The organism is Aquipuribacter hungaricus, from assembly GCF_037860755.1.
GTDB classification, from domain to species: domain Bacteria; phylum Actinomycetota; class Actinomycetes; order Actinomycetales; family JBBAYJ01; genus Aquipuribacter; species Aquipuribacter hungaricus.
Map to the genome: position 1 here is coordinate 1 of NZ_JBBEOI010000041.1, position 19,750 is coordinate 19,750.

13 protein-coding genes and 1 tRNA gene are annotated in these 19,750 nt (G+C 76.6%); 5 read left to right on the top strand and 9 right to left on the bottom strand.

From position 1 onward, the window contains the following. From WCS02_RS07260 to WCS02_RS07285, 6 genes are all read right to left on the bottom strand, one after another. Nucleotides 1-1,430: hypothetical protein (locus WCS02_RS07260; protein ID WP_340291482.1), on the bottom strand; the 1,430-nt coding region annotated here is incomplete at its 3' end. Further along, entirely contained in the window at nt 1,427-2,779 is a 1,353-nt protein-coding gene (locus WCS02_RS07265) for a hypothetical protein (RefSeq protein ID WP_340291484.1), read from the bottom strand. The genes WCS02_RS07265 and WCS02_RS07260, both read right to left, overlap by 4 nt. Then, entirely contained in the window at nt 2,776-4,926 is a 2,151-nt protein-coding gene (locus WCS02_RS07270; protein WP_340291486.1) for a hypothetical protein, read from the bottom strand. The genes WCS02_RS07265 and WCS02_RS07270 overlap by 4 nt, the downstream gene beginning before the upstream one ends. Further along, nucleotides 4,923-6,473: a lipopolysaccharide biosynthesis protein gene (locus WCS02_RS07275; RefSeq protein WP_340291488.1), complete on the bottom strand. Its 1,551-nt coding sequence runs from the start codon at nt 6,471-6,473 to the stop codon at nt 4,923-4,925. The genes WCS02_RS07270 and WCS02_RS07275 overlap by 4 nt, the downstream gene beginning before the upstream one ends. Next, entirely contained in the window at nt 6,470-7,480 is a 1,011-nt protein-coding gene (locus WCS02_RS07280) for a hypothetical protein (RefSeq protein ID WP_340291490.1), read from the bottom strand. Before WCS02_RS07280 ends, WCS02_RS07275 begins: the two co-directional genes overlap by 4 nt. A 133-nt stretch (nt 7,481-7,613) precedes the next feature. Then, entirely contained in the window at nt 7,614-9,230 is a 1,617-nt protein-coding gene (locus WCS02_RS07285; protein ID WP_340291492.1) for a sugar transferase, read from the bottom strand. 348 nt (nt 9,231-9,578) lie between these two features. Here WCS02_RS07285 and WCS02_RS07290 point away from each other — a divergent pair, with 348 nt between their 5' ends. Together WCS02_RS07290 and WCS02_RS07295 are read left to right on the top strand one after the other, a co-directional pair. Then, complete coding sequence (locus WCS02_RS07290; protein WP_340291494.1) at nt 9,579-11,678, top strand: lectin; 2,100 nt, start codon at nt 9,579-9,581, stop codon at nt 11,676-11,678. 72 nt (nt 11,679-11,750) lie between these two features. Next, on the top strand, nt 11,751-12,965 hold the full coding sequence (locus WCS02_RS07295) for a glycosyltransferase (protein ID WP_340291497.1): 1,215 nt from the start codon (nt 11,751-11,753) through the stop codon (nt 12,963-12,965). A 39-nt stretch (nt 12,966-13,004) separates the two neighbouring features. Here the strand turns inward: WCS02_RS07295 and WCS02_RS07300 are convergent, their stop codons facing one another. The 3 genes from WCS02_RS07300 to WCS02_RS07310 form a co-directional block, all read right to left on the bottom strand. Further along, nucleotides 13,005-13,991: a ribose-phosphate diphosphokinase gene (locus WCS02_RS07300; protein ID WP_340291499.1), complete on the bottom strand. Its 987-nt coding sequence runs from the start codon at nt 13,989-13,991 to the stop codon at nt 13,005-13,007. After that, nucleotides 13,988-15,463 (bottom strand): bifunctional UDP-N-acetylglucosamine diphosphorylase/glucosamine-1-phosphate N-acetyltransferase GlmU, encoded by a 1,476-nt coding sequence (gene glmU / locus WCS02_RS07305; RefSeq protein WP_376983652.1) that lies wholly within the window; start codon nt 15,461-15,463, stop codon nt 13,988-13,990. The genes WCS02_RS07300 and glmU overlap by 4 nt, the downstream gene beginning before the upstream one ends. A gap of 217 nt (nt 15,464-15,680) precedes the next feature. Further along, a tRNA-Gln gene (locus WCS02_RS07310) sits at nt 15,681-15,752 on the bottom strand. Between the two features lie 212 nt (nt 15,753-15,964). Between WCS02_RS07310 and WCS02_RS07315 the strand changes: the two genes are divergently transcribed. From WCS02_RS07315 to WCS02_RS07325, 3 genes are all read left to right on the top strand, one after another. Beyond that, a complete protein-coding gene (locus WCS02_RS07315; protein ID WP_340291508.1) occupies nt 15,965-16,570 on the top strand; it encodes a TetR/AcrR family transcriptional regulator in 606 nt (201 codons plus the stop codon). Nucleotides 16,571-16,580: 10 nt separating this feature from the next. Continuing rightward, the gene (locus WCS02_RS07320) at nt 16,581-17,189 is read left to right on the top strand and encodes a MarR family winged helix-turn-helix transcriptional regulator (RefSeq protein WP_340291504.1); all 609 of its coding nucleotides are present in this window, start codon (nt 16,581-16,583) and stop codon (nt 17,187-17,189) included. Nucleotides 17,190-17,319: 130 nt separating this feature from the next. Beyond that, the coding region (locus WCS02_RS07325) for a hypothetical protein (RefSeq protein ID WP_340291506.1) at nt 17,320-19,750 on the top strand (2,431 nt) is incomplete at its 3' end.

The following is a 19,750-nucleotide window of genomic DNA, read 5'->3' on the forward strand; positions in this document are numbered from 1 at the left end:
CCGACTTCGAGGGCGGCCCGACGGCGTGCCCGCTCCGCCGCGGCAGCCGCGACCGAGCGGCGCCGCGGCTCCAGCGCCAGCGCCGCCCCCGCGAACGCGGCCAGGGTCTGCGACAGGCCCGCATTGGTGAGGTACGGCCAGACGAGCAGGGCCAGCGGCAGGAACGCGAGGATGCCGAGCAGGGTGAGCGCCGCGGACCGGCTGGCTGCCGGCGTGGGCTCCCCCGCCCGGTGGACGTCGGGGGCACGGGAGTGCCGCCACGCCCGCAGCGTGAGGGCACCGAGCGCGACGACCATGGCCACCGGCAGCAGCACCCCGCCGCGCAGGGCCAGGGTGATGTACTGGTTCTCGGTCGAGGGGAAGCGCACGTCGTCGGGCAGGTCGTTGCCCAGGCCGACCGCCGGCGCCCGCTCGATGAGCGGCAGGTAGTCCCGCTCCCACACGAAGATCCGGTACTCCACGGTCTGCGGCAGGACGCCGCCGGCCGTGTACTGGGTCTGCTCCGTCTGCTCCTCCAGCCGGCCCTGCAGGGCGGTGGGGAACAGGACGAGGGCGACGGCGGCGAGCACCGCGACCAGCACCGTGCCGCGCAGCACGCGGCCCCCCGCGGCGGCGGCCACGAGCAGGCCCACCGGCAGCCAGACCAGGAACGTCACCGTGATCGTCGACACCAGCGCGGCGAGGTCGACCAGGAGGACGAGCACGAGCCAGTGCCGCGGCAGCACGCGGCGGTCGCCGCGCAGCATGAGCACCGAGGCGAGCAGGCTCGGCACGAGCAGGTAGCCGCCGAGGGAGTGCCAGATCGGGAACGGCCCGGTCGAGCGCGTCACGCCCTGGAAGCCGCCGCCGGTCAGCACCGACATCGTCTCGCCGACGCCCGGCACGCCGAAGGACTGCGCGAGCGCGATGGCCGCGGGCACGAGGCTGACCAGCAGCAGCCACCGCAGCACGGTGACGAGCTCGCCGGCGCTCTGAACGCCGCGCGAGGCCACCCAGTAGGCGATGAGGAAGAAGGTGGGCTGCAGGCCGACCCGGACCAGGCTCTCCAGCGTCGAGGTGCCGGAGGCGGTGTGCAGGGCGGCGAAGCCGAACGCGGCGGCGGCGAACAGCACGAGCGCCATGTCGGTCCGGGTGGCCGGACGCCACCTGTCCGGCCGGCGCAGCACGAGCGCGGCCAGGCACAGCAGGAGCAGCAGCTCCGACAGCTTGAAGACCGGGACCACGAGCCCGCGCGCGAGCCCCGACAGCGCCGGGACGACGGCGACGGCCACGACGGCCCCGACCACCGGGCGGTACCAGGTGGCCAGGCCGAGGAGCAGACCTGCCCCCAGGGCGATCGGCGCCGCCCAGAAGAGGGCGCCGGAGGCCCCCGCCACGACCGCGGCGAGCAGCGCCGCGAGCGTGACGAGGCCGATCCGGACGGCGGTCACCTGCCGGTCGGAGAGGACGTGCGGGTCACCTCGTCGTCGGGGACGACCGCGGAGCTGCCCTGGTCCTGGCCGGGCACCTCGCCCGCCGCACCCGGCGCGCCGGAGGGGCCGGACGTGGTGTCCGGGCCGTCGGAGCCCACGCCGTCCCGGCGGTAGCGGGACAACGACGACGGGGTGAGCGCGGGCACCGGGGCCGGGTCCGTGCCGTCGCGGCCCGCGACGGGCGCCGGCAGGCCGTCCAGGTGGTCGAGACGGTCGGCGACCGCCGTGGTGCCCTGGGCGCCGCCCCGGCCGCGGAGGCGGCGGGTGCGCTTGCGGGACGGCAGGGCGACGACGACCGGGTGCACCGCGAGGTCCTCGACCGCGCGGACGGCCGCCGTGACGTGGCGCATCCGGGCCTTGGAGGGCACGACGAGCACGAGGGCGTCGGCGTCCTGCGCCCGCTGCTCGCTGTCGCCCTCGCCGCGCAGCACGCCGGCGACGGTCCAGACCAGGCGGCCGTCCGCGGTGTGCCCGCGGTCGGCCTCGTCGAGGACCCAGGCGAGGTCGTCGAGGTCGCCGGGGCGGGCGCCGCGCGGGGCGACGAGCGCCACCGTGCCGGACGTGGTGCCGGCGCGGCGGACGCGCTCGGTGAGCACCTCGGCGCGAGGGTCGTCCGGGTCGTGCGACAGCGGGAGGACCGGCCAGGTGACCAGGGCGCGGACGTCCTCGCCGGAGCGGAACCGGCTGTCGCCGCGCTCGAGCACGACCGCGGCACCGATGCCGAGCAGCAGGCCGACGATGGCGCCGACCACGGGGGCCAGCGGGGCGAGCCCGTCGCTCTCGACGACCGCGCCGCGGAAGAGCGGGCGCAGGTTGCCGGCGGGGATGTTGCCGGTGACCGACGTGGGGGCGGCGAAGACGGCGTCCAGCGCGCCGAGCAGGGCGTCGGTCTCGGCCCGGGTCTCGGCGGTGGCGGTGACCCGGATGACGTTGCCGCCGGGGGGCGCGACCGCGGTGAGGCTGTCGACGACGTCCTCCCGGTCCACGCCGGTCGCCTGCGAGACGGCGTCGATGATGGCGCCGTCCTCGAGCAGGAGCACGGCGTACACCTCGGCGAAGTCCGAGGCCGCGCCGGGGGAGGTCGGCAGCGGCGAGGGCGTCACCGGCAGCTGCCCGGGCAGCAGGGGCGCCACGGGCGGCGCGACGGGGACCACGTAGGACGCGGTGGCCACGACCGAGGGCCGCGAGGTCGCCTCGACCAGCAGGGTGGTGCTCAGGCCGGCCACGACGGCCGTGACCAGGGCCACGGGCCAGAACCTGCGCAGGGCAGGCCACAGCACGCTGCGCTGGGGGTGGTTCTCGGTCATCGGTCCTCCTCGGTGGTGGTGCGCCCGGGCTCGCCCGGGCCGGTGGCCCGTCCCAGGGTGCGGCGGTCGACCCAGAACGAGCCGACGCGCCGCAGGGCCGCCGCCCGGGGGCGGAGGGCTCCCACCGCCAGGTGCGTCAGCCTCAGGTGCAGCGGCGCCGAACGGACGGTCCCCGCCGGCCAGCTCCCCCTCCGGCGGAGCCGCAGCCTGCCTTGCAGCAGCGAGCGCGCGACGTCCGCCGTGGAGAACGGCCGTGCCACAGGGTACGTCTCGGTGCTCGCCTCGAAGGGGAAAGTTCCCCAAGAACGCACCTCCTGGCGGGTGGGGCTAGCCCAGAAGAGTGTCGCGACCTCGTCGGTGACGGCCCGCACGTCGACGTCCGGGTCCACCATGGCGAGGGTGCCCGCGAGCTCCTCGGCGTACAGCTGCAGGCCGGCGCGCACGTCCGGCGCCCCCCAGCCCTCGGCCGCGCCGAGCGGCCCCAGGACGGCGCGGGCGTGCCCGCGGACGACCTCGTAGCCGAGCACGCCGCCGTGGGAGGCGGTGGTGAACATCTCCAGCGCCACCCACAGGTCGGTGCTCTGCCGCAGCCCGGAGCCCGCCCACTCGTCGTAGGCGTACCCGGTGGGACGCCGGCCGGGCGTCGCCTCGCCGGGGCCGTCCAGGCCGTAGTAGCACTCCAGCGCCGGGCCCTGCCCGCCGTGGGAGCGCACCAGGTCGGTGAGGAGCGAGCCGATCGTGCCGTGGCCGGCCCCGTCGACGATGGCGTAGGGCGTGCCGTCCAGCAGGCCGACGTCGGCCAGGTAGCGGCCGAGGACGTCGCGGTCGGCCGCGCGCGACAGCTGGCCGGCGGCAGCAGCAGAGGCGGCAGCGGTCCCCGCGGTGGTGCCGTCCTGCGTGCCGTCCCCCACGGAGCCGGGCTGGTGGGCGGCCGCGACCGCCACCGCCACGAGCCGGCCGCGGGCGTCCGCGTCGAGCGGGGTGTCCCAGTCCTCCAGGCCGGCGCCGGCCAGGGCGGCGCGCAGCTCCTCCGGCGACCGGCCGAGCCAGCCCAGCCCGCTGCGGACGGTGAGCCGCTCCTGGCGGGACAGCACCGACTCCAGCAGGTCGGCCTGCGGGGCGCTGCGAAGCCAGGCCTTGCGGCTGCCGTGCAGGTAGCGCAGGTCCACGCCGGCCGTGCCGTCGGCCTGCAGGGCCGGTGCCAGGCGGCGGGCCATGGCGAGCATGACCTCGCCGTCGCGCGCGACGAAGTACAGCCGGGGCAGCCCGGCCTCGGCGGCACGGCGCAGGCACCACAGCACGTAGCCGGCGAGCAGCGGGCCCGCGACGCCGGCGACGACCTCGGCCCGCTCGCGCGGCATGGCCGGGCGCTCGCGGGCGAGGCGGAGCCGGGTGGAGCGGGACGCGCCGGCGAGCAGCCCGGACAGCCCGCCGGTGCGGGTGCAGGCGCCGTCGAGGACCGCCTCGTAGCGGGTCGGGGCGGCGTCGCGGAGGATCTCGCCGGTCACCCCGGCGCGGCGGGCCATCCGGACGTCGCCGTCGGGGTCGTGGCCGACGTGCACCCACTGCTCGGGGCGGCCGGAGCGGCGGGCGACCTCCAGGTAGAGGCCGCCGTCGGACTTGTCGGCGCCGAGCTCGTGCGACAGCCACAGCCCGTCGCCGGGGCGCGCGGCGCCCGCGTCCTCCAGGGCCTCGCGCAGCAGCCGGGCCGGCAGCAGCGTGTCCTCGACGAACCCGACGGCGGAGCCGACGGCGCGGGCGGCCTGCACACGCGCCAGCCCGCCGGGGACGACCCGCAGTCCGTCGCGCTCGACGGCGGTCTCGGTGTCCACGAGACGCGCGGCGGCGTCCTCGTCGAGGTCGAGCAGCCGGGCGAGCTCGACCGCCACGTCGTCCAGCGTGCAGCCGGCGCCGCGTCGGGCGCGGGCCCACTCCTCGGCCTGCTGCCGGGCCCGGACCACGACCTCGACGTCGGCCCGGACGAGCCCGTCCCGGCGGAGCCGGTGCGCCACGGCGTAGTGCACCGCACGGGCGGACCCGGCGGCGCGGTGGAGCACGGTGCCGACGACCGCGAAGGTCGCCAGGTCCTGCACGGGCGGGGCCGGGGCCGGGGCGAGGACGCCCCGCCCGGCGGCGTCGACGCTCACCGGGGGACCGTACCGCCCCCGGGGGCCGCGGCACCCCGGCGACGGCGGCGCGCGAGGACACCGAGGACCGACGACCGGAGGTCGTCGACGGTGGCGCGGGCCAGCAGGAAGGCCGCGCCGGCGAACACCGCGCCGCCCAGGAGCGCGACCACGGCCAGGCGGGCGGCCCCCTCGAGGTCCCACCCGAGCACGACCGCCAGCACGGCACCGGCAGCGAGACCGGCGGCGAGGGCGACGGCGAGCAGCTGGGTGTAGGCGGACATGCCCACCCCCAGGTCGCGGGCGATGACGGCGCCGCGCACCGCGAAGACCAGCCCGCCCCAGACCGACAGCCCGACGGCGATGGCGGTGAGCCCCCACTGGCCCAGCAGCACGACCAGCCCGAGCTGCCCGACCAGGGCACCCATGGTCAGGGTGAGCTCCCGGCCCGCGCGGCCGGTGCCGAGCAGGAGGTTGCGCTGGAGGTTGGCGAGCCCGGCGAACAGCCAGGTGGCCGCCAGGATGCTGGCGACGCCGGCGGACACGGCCCACTGGGAGCCGAACAGCAGCGGGACGAGGTCGGCGCTCACCAGAGCCATCGCCGTCATGACCGGGACGAGGACGAAGCCGCCGACCGACAGCAGCCGGGCGAAGGTCCGCCCGAGCCGCTCCGGCTCGTCCTGCAGCTCGGAGAAGACGGGGCCGGCGACCGAGCCGATGGCGGCGGAGCACAGGTCGACGACGGTGGAGGCGAGCCTGCCCGCCACGGTCCAGTAGCCGAGCGCGACCGTGCCGAGGACGGCGCCGACGAGGAACGGCTCGCCGGACTGGCGGGCGGCCCCGCCGAGCGTCACGCCGAGGGACTTGGAGCCGTAGCCGAGCATGTCCGCCGCGTCGGCGCGGGAGAACGTCAGCCGCGGCCGGAAGTCGCCGGCCCAGAACAGGATGACGCAGGCGACGACCACGCGGACGACGGTCTGGGCGACCAGCGCCCAGACCCCGGCGCCGGCCAGGGCGAGCCCGACGGCGACGACGATGGACAGGACCGTGGCCACGACCTGGCGGACCGCGAGCTCCTTGAAGCGGAGGTCCCGCTGCAGCAGCGCCGCCGGGACCCCGGACAGCCCCATGATGACGAGCGTCCCCGCGAGCACCGGGAGGACGAGCCGGAGCTCGGGGCTGTCGAACAGGTCGGCGACGGGGACGGCCAGGGCCGCCAGCGCCACCGCGAGCACGGTGCCGATCGCGGTGGAGATCCAGAACGCCGTCGACGCCGCGCGGGGCGTGAGGCCGCGCTTCTGGATCACCCAGGGCGTGAAGCCCGCGTCGCTGATCGTGGCCAGCATGGTGATGACGGCCATGGCGAGCGCCACGACGCCGAACTCCTGCGGGCTGAGCAGGCGCCCGAGCAGGACGAACGCGAGCAGGGAGCTGATCCGGACGAGCCACTTCTGCGCGGCCGCCCAGAACACGCCGACGACCGCCCGCTCGCGGATGCCGGGCCGGTCGTCGCCCGGGGCGCCGGCGAGGGAGCTGTCGGCACCGGGCTCCAGGGGGGTGCTGCTCACCCCTGCTCGGCGTAGCCGGGGCTCGCGTAGCCGAGGCCCACGCGGTCCTCGGGGACGAACGGCCCGCCGGGCGGGGTCCCCACCTGGACGTCGGCCCAGGAGTCCTCGCCCTCGCGGTCCCAGAGGAACTCGCGGCGCTCGTCGGGGTCGGCGTCGGTGGGGTCGACCCAGACGTCGGAGGTGACGAGCGGCCAGTCGAGGTCGTCGCGCCACAGCATGTAGGCGCTGCGGTCCTCGGCGCCGGTGATGTCGACGCGGCGGAGGTCGAACAGCTCGGGCTCGGGCTGGTCGCCGAACTGCTTGGGGAGCAGGAAAAAGCCCTGGTACCCGGTGCTGCCGGTGAGGCCGTCGACGCGGAGCTCGGCCGGGCCGGCCCAGGCCTGGATCAGGTCGCCGTGGTGGCCGTCGACGGTGCCGAACACCTCGCCGACCCAGATGTTCTGCAGCTGCACGACGGCGCCCTCGCGCTGGTCGAGGTTGATGCCCTCGCCCAGGCCCTCGCCGGTGAGCTTGACGCCCTCGATGTGCACGGTGCCGGTCTGGTCGCGCAGGTACAGGGCGCGCAGGCCGCTCTGCTCCTCCTCCTCCTGCGGCGGGACGCTGATCTCCCCGCCGACCATGACGACGTTGCGGCCGCCGTAGACCGACAGCCCGCCGGAGGACACGAGCGGCTCGTCGGGCAGGACCAGCTCGTAGTCCTTCTCCTGGTCGAGCTTGAGGCTGGTGTCCTCGGCCGTGATCTCCACGACGGTCGGGTCCTCGAGGACGGGCGGCGCCCAGCTGAGCGGCTCGCCGGGGCCGACGGCCGGCTCGGCGGGCTCCTCCGGCGCGGGCGCCGGGGCGGGGGCGGTGGACGTGCTCTCCGGCCCGGGGTCACGGGTCAGCACGAACGCGACCGCGGCCACGAGCAGCAGGACCACCAGCAGCGCGGCGGCGACGAGCGGGCCGCGGCGGCGGGGTGCCCGGGCGGGCGCCGGGTCTGCCTGGGGGGTGTCGGTGAGCGTCATGCGTTCCTTCCTGCCGGCCGGCGGGCCGGGCGTCCGCGGCGGGCGGACGTCTGGTGCTCGGACCACGAGCCCCGGACCGGGGACGCGGCTCGGTCCTCCCCGCCTGCGGCAGGGAGGACCGGGTCGGTCGGGATCAGTATGCGCCGCGGGCCTGGACGACGGCCCGGACGGTGCGGACGAGGATGCTGAGGTCGAAGCCGAGGGACCAGTTCTCGACGTAGCGGACGTCGAGGCGGCTCGACTCCTCCCACGACAGGTCCGAGCGGCCGTGGACCTGCCACAGGCCGGTGATGCCCGGCTGGACCAGGAGGCGGCGACGGGTCACCGCGTCGTACTGCTCGACCTCGGCCGGCAGCGGGGGGCGGGGGCCGACCAGGGACATGTCCCCGATGACGACGTTGAGCAGCTGGGGCAGCTCGTCCAGGGACGTGCGGCGCAGGAAGCGGCCGACCCGGGTGATGCGGGGGTCGCTCTTCATCTTGAACAGCGGGCCGGCGCCGTCGTTCTGGGCGGCGAGCGCCGTGAGGCGGGCCTCGGCGTCGACGAACATGGTGCGGAACTTGTAGATCCGGAACGCGCGGCCGTGGCGGCCGACCCGGGTCTGGACGAACAGCGCCGGGCCCTTGCTGTCCAGGCGGACGAGCAGCGCGACGGCCAGCAGGACGGGCAGCAGGAGGACGACGGCGACCGACGCCGCGGCGCGGTCGGCGACGCCCTTGATGACCCGGCGGGGGCCGCCGAGCTCGGGCGGGCTCAGGTGCAGGACGGGCAGGCCGCAGACGGGCTCGACGGCGACGCGGGGCCCGACGGCCTCGACGAGCGGGGGCGCCAGGGCGACCTCGCGGCCCTCGGCGTGCAGGGCGCGCTCGAGCTCGTCGACCGCGACCAGGCGGGACCCGCCGGACGGGGCGAGCAGGACCAGGTCGGCGTGGCAGCGGCGGGCCGCGTCCAGGACGTCGGTGACGCTGTCGGCGCCGCCCAGGCGGACCGGGCTGTCCGCGCCGGGGTCGCCGGGCGAGGCCGGGCCGGCCGCCGCGACGACGTGCCAGCCGTGGTAGCGGTTGCGGTGGATCCGGGCGGCCAGGCGGGTGACCTCGCCCTGGTCGCCGACCAGCAGGACGCGCTGGTAGGTGGCGCCGGCGAGGTTGTCGCGGTGCAGCCGGGCGCGCAGCACCGAGCGGGACACGATGGACAGCAGCACGGTGGCGCAGACGCCGACGAGGACGTCCACGGCGAGGCGGGACGGCAGCCACACCCAGCCGCCCATGCCGACGACCGCCAGCGCGGAGATCCAGCTGCGGACGACCCGGGAGAGCTCCTCCGAGCCGTGGCCGAGGTAGCGGGTCTCGTAGGCGCGGTGCAGGCCGAGCAGCGCGGGCCACAGCAGCGCCCAGAGCAGGGCGCCGACGGGCAGCGCGAGCGCGGGGTCCGGCGGGGTCCAGCCGGCCTGCCAGGCCACGAGGCCGGCGACCAGTGCGGACAGGCCCGCGGCGGCGGTGTCGCCGGCGACGATGTCGCGGGCGAAGTCACGGTGCCGGGACGCCGAGCTGGGCGGGCCGGGGGTGGTGTCCCGGCGGACGCTGCCGACCGACGTCGCCCCGGTGGGCGCCGAGCCGTCGAGGCCGAGCGGGTGCAGGGGCACGGTGCGCTGGCCCTGCTGGTCGCGGCGTCCGCGGCCCTCGGCCGGTGTCGCCGGCGTGGTGGTGACCCGCAGGCCCATGCCGTCGGTGCTGTCGACTCTGTCGATCACTCGTTGCCTCCCGGAAGATGGACGTCCGTCTGGTCCGACGTCTCTTCCCTGAGCGCGACACGACCCCTGCTAGTCCCCCGACTACCCCGCTGCACCTGGTACGACGCCTGTCACGCGCCTGGCACCCGGACCACAGCAGCGGGGGGGATGCCCCAAGAGTCTCACGGGCGGCCGCGAGATGCCAGGACTTGAGCGCCGGCCGGGCCTGTCACCCGGTCGGCCCAGCCGCGGCGCGGCCCGGACGGCCGTGCCGGCGCGGGGGCCGTCGCGCCCTTGACGCCGGCCGGTGCGGGGGGTGCACTGCCCGTGTCCGTCCCAGCACGTCCAGCGGTCACCGGGGGAAGTCGCATGCGCGCAGGAGCACGAGCACGGGCAGGAGCACGGACCGGAGCACGAGCAGGCGCCAGGGCGAGGACGGCGGCGGGGGCGGCCCTCCTGCTCCTGGCCACCCTGCTCGTCGGGCTCGGGGCGGCCGCACCGGCGGGGGCGGCGACCGAGGTGGCGCTGCGCGGGGTGCAGTCGGGCCGCTGCCTGGACGTCGCCGGGGCGGCCACCGCACCCGGGACGACGGTGCAGGTCTACGACTGCCACGGCGGGGCGAACCAGCGCTGGACCCCCACCGCGGCGGGCGAGCTGCGGGTCTACGGCTCGATGTGCCTGGACGTCAAGGGCCGCGACACCACCGCGCCGGCCGTCGCCCAGATCTGGACGTGCAACGGCGGCAGCAACCAGCGGTGGACGCTGCGCGCGGACGGGGCCGTCGTGGGCGTGCCGTCGGGGCTGTGCCTGGACGTCACCGAGCGCCGCACCGCCCGGAGCTCCCCCGTCGGCCTGTGGACGTGCAACGGCCAGACCAACCAGCAGTGGCAGCAGGTCGGGGCGGCGGCCGACGCCGTGGCCCCCACCGTCCCCGGTTCCCCGCGGGTCGCGGACCTCCGCTGCACCTCGGTCCGGTTCTCGTGGACCGCCTCCACCGACGCGGTCGGGGTGGTCGCCTACGACGTCTACCACGACGGGCAGCTCATCACCTCGGTGCCGGCCACCGTGCTCGCCACGACCGTCGCGGTGGAGCCCGGCGTGCGGTGGGGCCTGTACGTCAACGCCCGGGACGCCGCCGGCAACGTCTCCCAGGCCTCGACGACCGTGCCGGTGACCCCGCCCCCGTGCAGCACCGACAGCACCCCGCCGTCCGCGCCCACGGGGCTGCGTGCCACGGCGGCCGGCACCTCGGTGCAGCTCACCTGGACCGCGTCCACCGACGACGTGGCCGTCACGGCCTACGACGTGTATCGCGACGGCACCCGCGTCGCCACGGTGACCGAGCCCCGGGCCACCGACGCCGGGCTCGCCGCGAGCACGGCCTACGGCTACGCCGTCGCCGCCCGCGACGCGCAGGGCAACGTGTCGACGCGCTCGGCCACGGTCAGGGTGACGACGGCGGCCGCCTGCGCCACCCCGGTGTGCTCGGTCACCCAGGTCGCCATCGACACCGACATCCCGTGGGGCCTGGCGACCATGCCGGACGGGTCGGTCCTCTACAGCCGGCGCGACGCCTACGACATCGTCCGCCTGGACCCGGTCACGGGGCAGAAGCGGACCGTGGGCCGCGTCCCGGGCGTCGCGAGCACCGACGGCGAGGGCGGGCTGCTGGGCATCGCGCTGTCCCCGACGTTCGCCGCCGACCGGTGGCTGTACGTCATGCACACCTCCCCGACCGACAACCGGGTCGTCCGGATGAAGCTGGTCGGCGACACGTTGGACACCGCCTCGACCCAGGTCCTCGTCCAGGGCATCCGCCGCAACAAGTTCCACGACGGCGGCCGGCTGCGCTTCGGTCCCGACGGGAAGCTCTACGTCAGCACCGGCGACGCCCAGAGCGCCGCGAGCGCCCAGGACACGTCCAGCCTCAACGGCAAGATCCTGCGCATCAACCCCGACGGGACCGTGCCGGCGGACAACCCGTTCGGCAACGCGGTGTGGAGCTACGGGCACCGCAACCCGCAGGGGCTGGCCTTCGACTCCGCCGGCCGGCTGTGGGAGCAGGAGTTCGGCAACGGGATCATGGACGAGACCAACCTCATCACCAGGGGCGGCAACTACGGCTGGCCGGCGTGCGAGGGCACCTCGGGGACCTGCTCGACGCCGGGGTTCATCGCCCCCGCCCGCACCTACACGACCGCGGCGGGCTCCTGCTCGGGCATCGCCGTCGTCAAGGACGCGCTCTACGTCGCCTGCCTGCGCGGCGAGCGGATGTACCGGCACACCATCACCGCCGGCGGCACGCTCACCGACCAGCAGCAGTACTTCGTCGGCACCTACGGCCGGCTCCGGACGGTCGAGCCCGCACCCGGGGGCGGGCTGTGGCTGACGACGACGACGCTGGGCGACAAGGACAGCGTCGCCGACAACAGCGCCGAGCGGGTCCTGCGCGTGCAGCTCGGCGGGTAGCGGGCCGGGCGGCGCTAGCGTCCTCCGCGGACGGCGTCCGGTCGACGCCGCCACGGAGCAGGAGGCGGTCGGGTGGCGGACGCAGCAGCACGGACGGACGGCGGGGCTGACGACGGGGCCCGCGGCGCGGCAGGCGGGCGCCCGCTCCGGGTCCTCGCGGTCGACGAGCGGCTGCACGAGGACGGGGCGGCCCGCCTGGCGCTGCGCCTGCTCCAGCTGTGGACCGCGGCCGGCGCCGACGCCCCCCTGTTCCTGCTCAAGCCCCCCGGCGGCAGCCGCCCGGGGCCCCCGGTCCCGGACGGCGTCCGCCTGCTGCACCGGCGGGCCCGCACGACCGGGGGCCGCGCGCGGGTCCCGGGGCTGCGGAAGGCGGAGACCCTGCTGCAGCTGTGGCGGGCCGTCCGGGGAGCCGACGTCGTCCTCGCCGCCCGGGAGATCGACCAGGGCCTCGTCCTCGGCCGGCTCGTCGCGCTCGTGGCGCGCCGGCCCTTCGTCGTCCTCGTCCAGTCCGACCCGCACATGGCGATGGCGCACCACGTCCGGCCGCGGTCGCGCCCGCTCGTGCGCTGGTGCCTGCGCACGGCGACGCACCTGGTCTGCGTCTCCCCCGGGCTGCTCGCCCCGCTGGCCTCGCTCGGTGTCCCCGCCGGGCGCACCACCGCCGTCTCCAACGGGGTGGACGTCGAGGCCGTGCTCCGGGCGGGCGCGGGCACCCCGCCCGAGCTGCCCGCCGGCGACGGCCCGCTCGTGCTCGGTCTCGGCCGGCTGGTGCACCAGAAGGGCTTCGACCTGCTGGTGCGCGCCCACGCCCGGGTCGTCTCGGCCGGCGTCCCCCACCGGCTCCTCGTGCTCGGCGACGGCGCCGAGCGCGAGCGGCTCCTCGCGCTGGCCGACGAGCTGGGGGTCACCGGCTCGGTGTCGCTGCCCGGCTTCACGGCCGACCCGCTGCCGACCCTGGCCGCGGCCGACCTCTACTGTCTGCCCAGCCGCTGGGAGGGCCAGCCGCTCACGCTCGCCGAGGCGATGGTCCTCGGCACCCCGGCCGTCGCGGCGGACTGCGTCTCGGGCCCGCGGGAGATGCTCGCCGACGGCACCCGTGGCGACCTGGTGCCGGTCGAGGACGTCGACGCGCTCGCCGCCGCCGTCCGCCGGCACCTGGAGGACCCGTCCCGGCTGCGGGCCGCCGCCACCGAGGGGCGGGCCTGGGCGCGCGAGCACCTGGACGACCGCCGCTTCGCCGCCGGGGTGATGGACGTGCTCGTGGGGCAGGCCCGGCGGCGGGGCTGACGCGCCGCCGGGCGGAGGGGGCCGCGGCCCCCGGCTGGCTCAGCCGCCGTGCGGCTCGAACAGGCTGGTGACCGACCCGTCGTCGAAGATCTCCCGGATCGCGCGGGCCAGCAGCGGCGCGATCGACAGCACCGTCAGCCCGTCCCAGCGCTTGTCGGGCGTGATGGGCAGGGTGTTGGTGACGACGACCTCGTCGACCGGGCCGTCGGAGAGCCGCTGGACGGCGGGGCCGGACAGGATCGCGTGCGTCGCCGCGACGAGGATCTTGCGGGCGCCGTTGGCCTTGAGCGCCTCGGCAGCCTGCACGATGGTCCCGGCGGTGTCGATCATGTCGTCGATGAGCAGGCAGGTCCGGCCCTCGACGTGCTCGGAGCCGACGATCTCGTGCACCTGCACCTTGTTGGGCACGTTCGGGTCGCGGCGCTTGTGGATGATCGCCAGCGGCGCGCCCATCCGGTCGGACCAGACGTCGGCCACGCGGACGCGGCCCATGTCCGGGCTGACGATGGTGAGCTGCTGCTTGTCGACCCGGGTGGCGACGTAGTCGGCCAGCACGGGCAGCGCCCACAGGTGGTCGACGGGGCCGTCGAAGAACCCCTGGATCTGGGCGGCGTGCAGGTCGACGCTGATGATGCGGTCGGCGCCGGCGGTCTTGAACAGGTCGAGGACCAGGCGGGCGCTGATCGGCTCGCGGCCGCGGTGCTTCTTGTCCTGGCGGGAGTAGCCGAGGAACGGCGCCACCACCGTGACCCGCTTGGCGGAGGCGCGCTTGAGCGCGTCCACCATGAGCACCTGCTCCATGAGCCACTGGTTGATCGGCGCGGTGTGGGACTGCAGGACGAACACGTCGCAGCCGCGGACGCTCTCGGCGAAGCGGACGTAGATCTCGCCGTTGGCGAAGTCGTACGCCGTGGTGGGGACGATGTCCGCACCCAGGGCGGCGGCCACCTCCCGGGCGAGCTCGGGGTGCGCCCGGCCGCTGACGAGCACCATCCGCTTCTCCGGCTGGCTCGTGATCTGCGTCATCGTGGCTCCTGCTGCTCGTCGGGCGTGGGGTCGTGCGGGGGGTCCTCGGGGGCGTCCGCCGCGTCCGTGGCGTCCTGGCGCGTGCGGGCGCGCTCGGCGGCGCGGGCGGACGGCGTGCCGGGACGGCGCGACTCCGTCCAGCCGGGGACCTGCCGCTCGGGCTGCGACGACAGGGTCAGCGCGCCGGCCGGGACGTCGCTGCGGACCACGGAGCCGGCCGCGGTGTAGGCGCCGTCGCCCACGGTGAGCGGCGCGACGAGCATGGTGTCCGAGCCGATCCGCACGTGGTCGCCGACGACCGTGCGGTGCTTGCTCGTGCCGTCGTAGTTGACGAACACGCTGGCCGCGCCGATGTTCGACCCCTCGCCGATCTCGGCGTCCCCGACGTAGGACAGGTGCGGCACCTTGGACCCGGTGCCGATCCGCGCGTTCTTGGTCTCCACGAACGTGCCGATCTTGCCGGCCTCGCCCAGGTCGGTGCCGGGGCGCAGGTAGGCGAACGGGCCGACGCTGGCGCCGGGACCGACCCGGGCGCCGCTGCCGTGGGTGCGCACCACCACCGCGCCCTCCCCCACGCTGCACGCCGACAGCGTGGTGTCCGGGCCGACCGTGGCGCCGGCGGCGACGCTGGTGCCGGCGTGCAGCTGCGTGCCGGGCAGCAGGGTGACGTCCGGGCCGAGCTCGACGTCGACGTCCACCCACGTCGTGGCCGGGTCGACGACGGTGACCCCGGCCCGCATGTGCGCCTGGAGCAGCCGGCGGTTGAGGCGTGCCCCGACCTCGGACAGCTGGACCCGGTCGTTGACGCCGTCGACCTCGTGCGGGTCCTCGACGGCCACCGCGGCCACGGCCAGGCCGCGAGCGCGGGCCGCGCCGACGACGTCGGTGAGGTACTGCTCGCCCTGGGCGTTGGACTGCCCGAGGGCGGGGAGCACCTCGCGCACCAGGTCGAGGTCGAGCGACCAGATCCCGCCGTTGACCTCGCGCAGGGCCCGCTGGGCCTCGTCGGCGTCGCGCTGCTCGACGACGGCGGTGACCGCCCCGTCGGCGTCGCGCACCACGCGGCCGTAGCCGGTCGGGTCCTCGAGCACGGCCGTCATGAGGGCGACGGGCGCACCCCGCCCGGCGGCCAGCAGGCGGCCCAGGGACGCGGTGGTCACCAGCGGCACGTCGCCCGAGGTGACGAGCACCCGGCCGCGCAGCAGGTCGAGCCCGGCGGCCTCGCGGGCCGCGTCGAGCGCCCGGACGCCGCACCACAGCGCGCGGCCGGTGCCGGGCACCTCGTCCTGGTCGGCGACGACCACCCCGGGCAGCTGCTGCACGGCGTGGCCGGCCACCGCGTCGCGGTCGTGGCGGACGACGACGACGACCGAGGCGGGGTCGCCCACGAGCGGGGCGGCCGCGGCGAGCGCGTGGCCGAGCAGCGACCGCCCGGCGACCTCGTGCAGGACCTTGGGGGTCCGGGACCGCATCCGGGTGCCCTGGCCGGCTGCCAGGACGACGACGGCCTCGCAGGAGCCGTCGGACGGTGCGGTGGGCACGGGGGCGGCCTTCCTGGCGGTGCGGTGGCGGACGGCGCGACCCTATCGCCCCGCCGGGCCCCGCCCGGCCCGTCGCGGCGTCGTCGCCGCCCGTCCGGCCCCGTCCGGCCGCCCCGCCGGGTCCGCGGCCGGAGCACCGTCCCGCAGGCTCCGCCCCCCGGATTCGAACCGGGACCGCAAGGCTCCAAAGGCCTGCATGCTGCCGTTACACCAGGGCGGACCGCGCCGCGGGGCACGGGGACCGGCGCTGCCGCCGGCGGCCCACAGTCTGCCCGTGACGGGCCGCCGGCCGCCGACCGGCACACTGGGGCCGTGACCGACGCGCGCGAGGCCCCCGACGCCGATCAGGCGGCCGGGCCGGCCGACCCCGCGAGGCTCGTCATCTCCGCCGACGGCGGTCCGGGCCGGGCACGGGTGTCCCGGCGCTCGCGGATGACCGGCAGCCAGCGCCGGGAGCAGCTGCTGGACGTCGGCCGCCGCCTGTTCGCCGAGAAGGGTTTCGAGGGCACGAGCGTGGAGGAGATCGCGGCCGCGGCCAAGGTCTCCAAGCCCGTCGTGTACGAGCACTTCGGCGGCAAGGAGGGCCTGTACGCCGTGGTCGTCGACCGCGAGGTGCAGCAGCTGCTCGCCATGGTCAACCGCGAGCTCACCGCCGAGGCGCACCCGCGGGTGCTGCTGGAGGGGGCCGCGCTGGGCCTGCTCGACTACGTCGAGGCGAGCACCGACGGTTTCCGCATCCTCGTGCGCGACTCCCCCGTCGCCCAGTCCACCGGCACCTTCTCCAGCCTGCTCGGCGACACGGCGACCCAGGTCGAGCACGTCCTCGTCGACGCCTTCGCCGAGCGGGGCTTCGACCGCAAGGCGGCCCCGATGTACGCGCAGATGCTCGTCGGCATGGTGGCGATGACCGGGCAGTGGTGGCTGGACGCCCGGCGCCCCAAGAAGGCCGAGGTCGCCGCCCACCTGGTCAACCTCGCGTGGAACGGGCTGCGCGGCCTGGAGGCCAAGCCCCGGCTCACCCCGGCGGCGCGCCGCTAGGTTGTCGGCCATGGCGTCGACCGGGGGCGAGGGGCCGGTCGCCGCGGGGGCTGCCGGGTCTGCCGGTCCTGCTGGTGCTGCTGGTGCTGCCGGGACGGGCGCGGCCCCCGGGGCGGGCACGGACGGGCGCGACGAGGTCGACCGGATCACCGCGGCCTGGGCCCGGGTCCGGCCGGACCTCGACGTCGCCCCGCTGGAGGTGCTGTCGCGCGTGTCCCGGCTGGCCCACCACCTCGACCGTGCCCGCGCCTCGACGTTCGGCGCCCACGGCCTGGAGCGCTGGGAGTTCGACGTGCTGGCCGCCCTGCGCCGCAGCGGGCCGCCGCACCGGCTCACCCCCTCCCAGCTGCTCCCGCAGACGCTGGTCACCAGCGGCACCATGACCACCCGGATCGACCGGCTGGCCGCCCGCGGGCTCGTCACCCGGCAGGCGGACCCGGGCGACCGGCGCCTCGTCGTCGTCGAGCTCACCCCCGCCGGCCTCGCGCAGGTCGACGCCGCCATGGCGTCCCTGCTCGAGCGCGAGGCGTCGTTCCTCGACGGGCTCTCGCGCCGGGACCGCGACCGGCTCGCCGACCTGCTGCGCGCCCTGGTCCGCCCGTTCGAGCTGCCCGGCTGAGCCCGGGCCGCCCGCCCCGCGACAGACCAGGGACGCCTCCCCGGGACGGCCTCGTCCACAGGCTGCGACCGGTGTCCCCGACCGGGTGAGCCGGTGGACGCGCACGGTCGCGGGGGGTGAGGATGCCGGGGTGCGGTCGGGGGGTCGGGCACGTCCAGCAGCGCTGCTCGTGGCGGTGGCGGCGCTGCTCGGCGCCGCGGCGGTGCCCGCCCTGGACGCCTACCTCGCGGTCTCCTTCGCCGACAAGGAGCCGCTGGTCGGGGTGGCCCGGGTGGCCGAGGGCCCGGTCGTCGCCGACCTCGGCACGGACGCCGTCCGGCTCGACGTGCCGCCGGTCGGGGACCCCCTGCTCGACCTCGCCGTCCAGCAGCTCACCGCCTCCCTGGAGGGGGCCGGCGCCGTGGTCAGCACCGGTCCCGCCACCGGCAGCGACCCGACCAGCGACCCAGGCGGCGACGCGCCCACGGGCGGCCCGGCCGACGTGCTCGTCGCGCGCACCGGGGAGCCCGTGGCGACCGGCCGGGCCCTGCCGGCGGCCGAGGACGCCTACGCGCTGGCCCGCGACGGCGGCACCGTCCGGCTGGGGGCCGCGACGCGGGAGGGGCTTGCCGCCGGGCTGTTCCAGCTCTCGGACCGGGTGGACTCCGGCGAGTCGTGGCGCGACGTCCGGCCCGGCCCGGTCGACGTGGCCCCCGTCCTGGACCGCCGGTTCGTCGACACCGGCGCGGTGGGCATGCGGCCGGACCCCGACGCGTACGCCGCGCAGGACGACTACGTCCACGCCACCGGGGCGCTGGCCGACGTCGTGCTCGCCGAACAGCCCTGGCTGGACGCCGCCGCCCTGGCGGAGGTGGACGAGCAGTGGCGCGCCTACGTCGACCGGATGGTGGCCTACGGCTACGACGGCGTCGTCGTGCCAGGGTTCCTGGAGTACGTGACCTTCGACGGCGTCGGGGACGGCGAGCAGGTGTACCCGGCCGGCAGCCCCTACCGGGGGCGGGCCCGGGCCATGCAGGAGCAGGTCGGTGCCATGTGGGCCTACGCGGACACCATGGGCATGGACGTCGTCGTGGTCACCGACATGGTGGCCCTCACCACCCCGCTGCAGGCGTACCTCGAGCGGCAGCCGGGCGGGCTCGACACCTCCTCGCCGCAGCTGTGGGAGGTGTACCGCGAGGGCGCCGACGAGCTGCTCACGGCCCTGCCGTTCGTCGACGGGATCATGCTGCGGGTCGGCGAGGCCGGCGCGGTCTACAACCTCGACGGCTGGGACTACTACTCCGAGCTCGAGGTCACCGAGGCCGACCAGGTCGGGCTCATGGTGCGCGCCTTCTCCGCCGCCGCGGCCGCGCACGACGCCGACGTCTACCTGCGGTCGTGGTCGGTCGGCGTGGGCGGCGTCGGCGACCTGCACACCTCCCCGGAGACCTACGAGCAGGTGCTGGGCGACCTGGGTCCCGGGCAGGGGCTGGACAACCTCGTCGTGTCGACCAAGTTCGTCGCCGGGGACTTCGACTCCTGGCTGCCCCTCAACCCGACCCTGCTCGAGGGCCCGCAGCAGCGCCTGGTGGAGGTCCAGGCCCGGCGGGAGTTCGAGGCCTCCGGCGCGGTCCCGGACGACACCACCGCCGACCACGCCGCCGCGCTGCGCCGGCTGCGGGAGGCCAACCCCCTCGTGGACGGGGTCTGGGTGTGGACGCAGTCCGGCGGCCCCCAGCGGGCGGGGCCGATGTCGCTGTACCTGCGCACCGGCTTCTGGCAGCAGTGGGACCTGCAGGTCTGGACCTCGGCCCGGCTGGCCTGGGACCCCGACGCCGACCTGGAGGAGATGGAGCGCACCTGGCTGCGCCGCACCTTCAGCGAGGACCCGGGGACGGTCGCGGCGCTGTCACGGCTGCAGGCGCTGTCGCGGCAGGCCGTGCTCGACGGGTTCTACGTCGGCCCGTACGCCGAGCAGGAGGTCCGGGCGTTCGGGCTGGAGCCCCCGCCGATGATGTGGGTGTTCAAGTGGGACCTCGTCGGCGGCGACACCGCCACGTGGTCCGCGGTGTACGGCGCCTCTCGCGGGCGGGTCGACGAGGCCGTCGAGGGCGGGGAACGCGCCGTCGAGACGGTCGAGCAGATGCAGGCCCTCGTCCGCTCCACCGACCCGGCCGGCTACCGCGACCCCGTGCTGCGCGAGCGGCTGGAGGCGTCGCTCGCGTGGGAGCACGACCTCTTCGTCACCCTCGGCGCCTACCGCGAGGCCATGCTCCGCGGCCACGAGTGGCTCGACACCGGGGACCCGGCGGCCCGCGAGGCGCACCTTGCCGCCGCCGACCGCTACCGGGTCCTCGCGCGGGAGCACCGGGCGCGCTGGGAGGGCGACCTCGACCTGCCGCCCTACGAACTCGCCGCGGCCACCACCGGCCTGGAGCGCCTCGACGCCCAGCCCGCCGCGACCTGGACGGCGCGGGGGCTGCTCCTGCTCGCCGCGCTCGCGCTGGCCGCGTCGCCGCTGCTGCGCCGGGCCGTCCTGCTGCCGTGGCGGCTGGACGGGTGCACCGTCGCCTCGGCCCGCC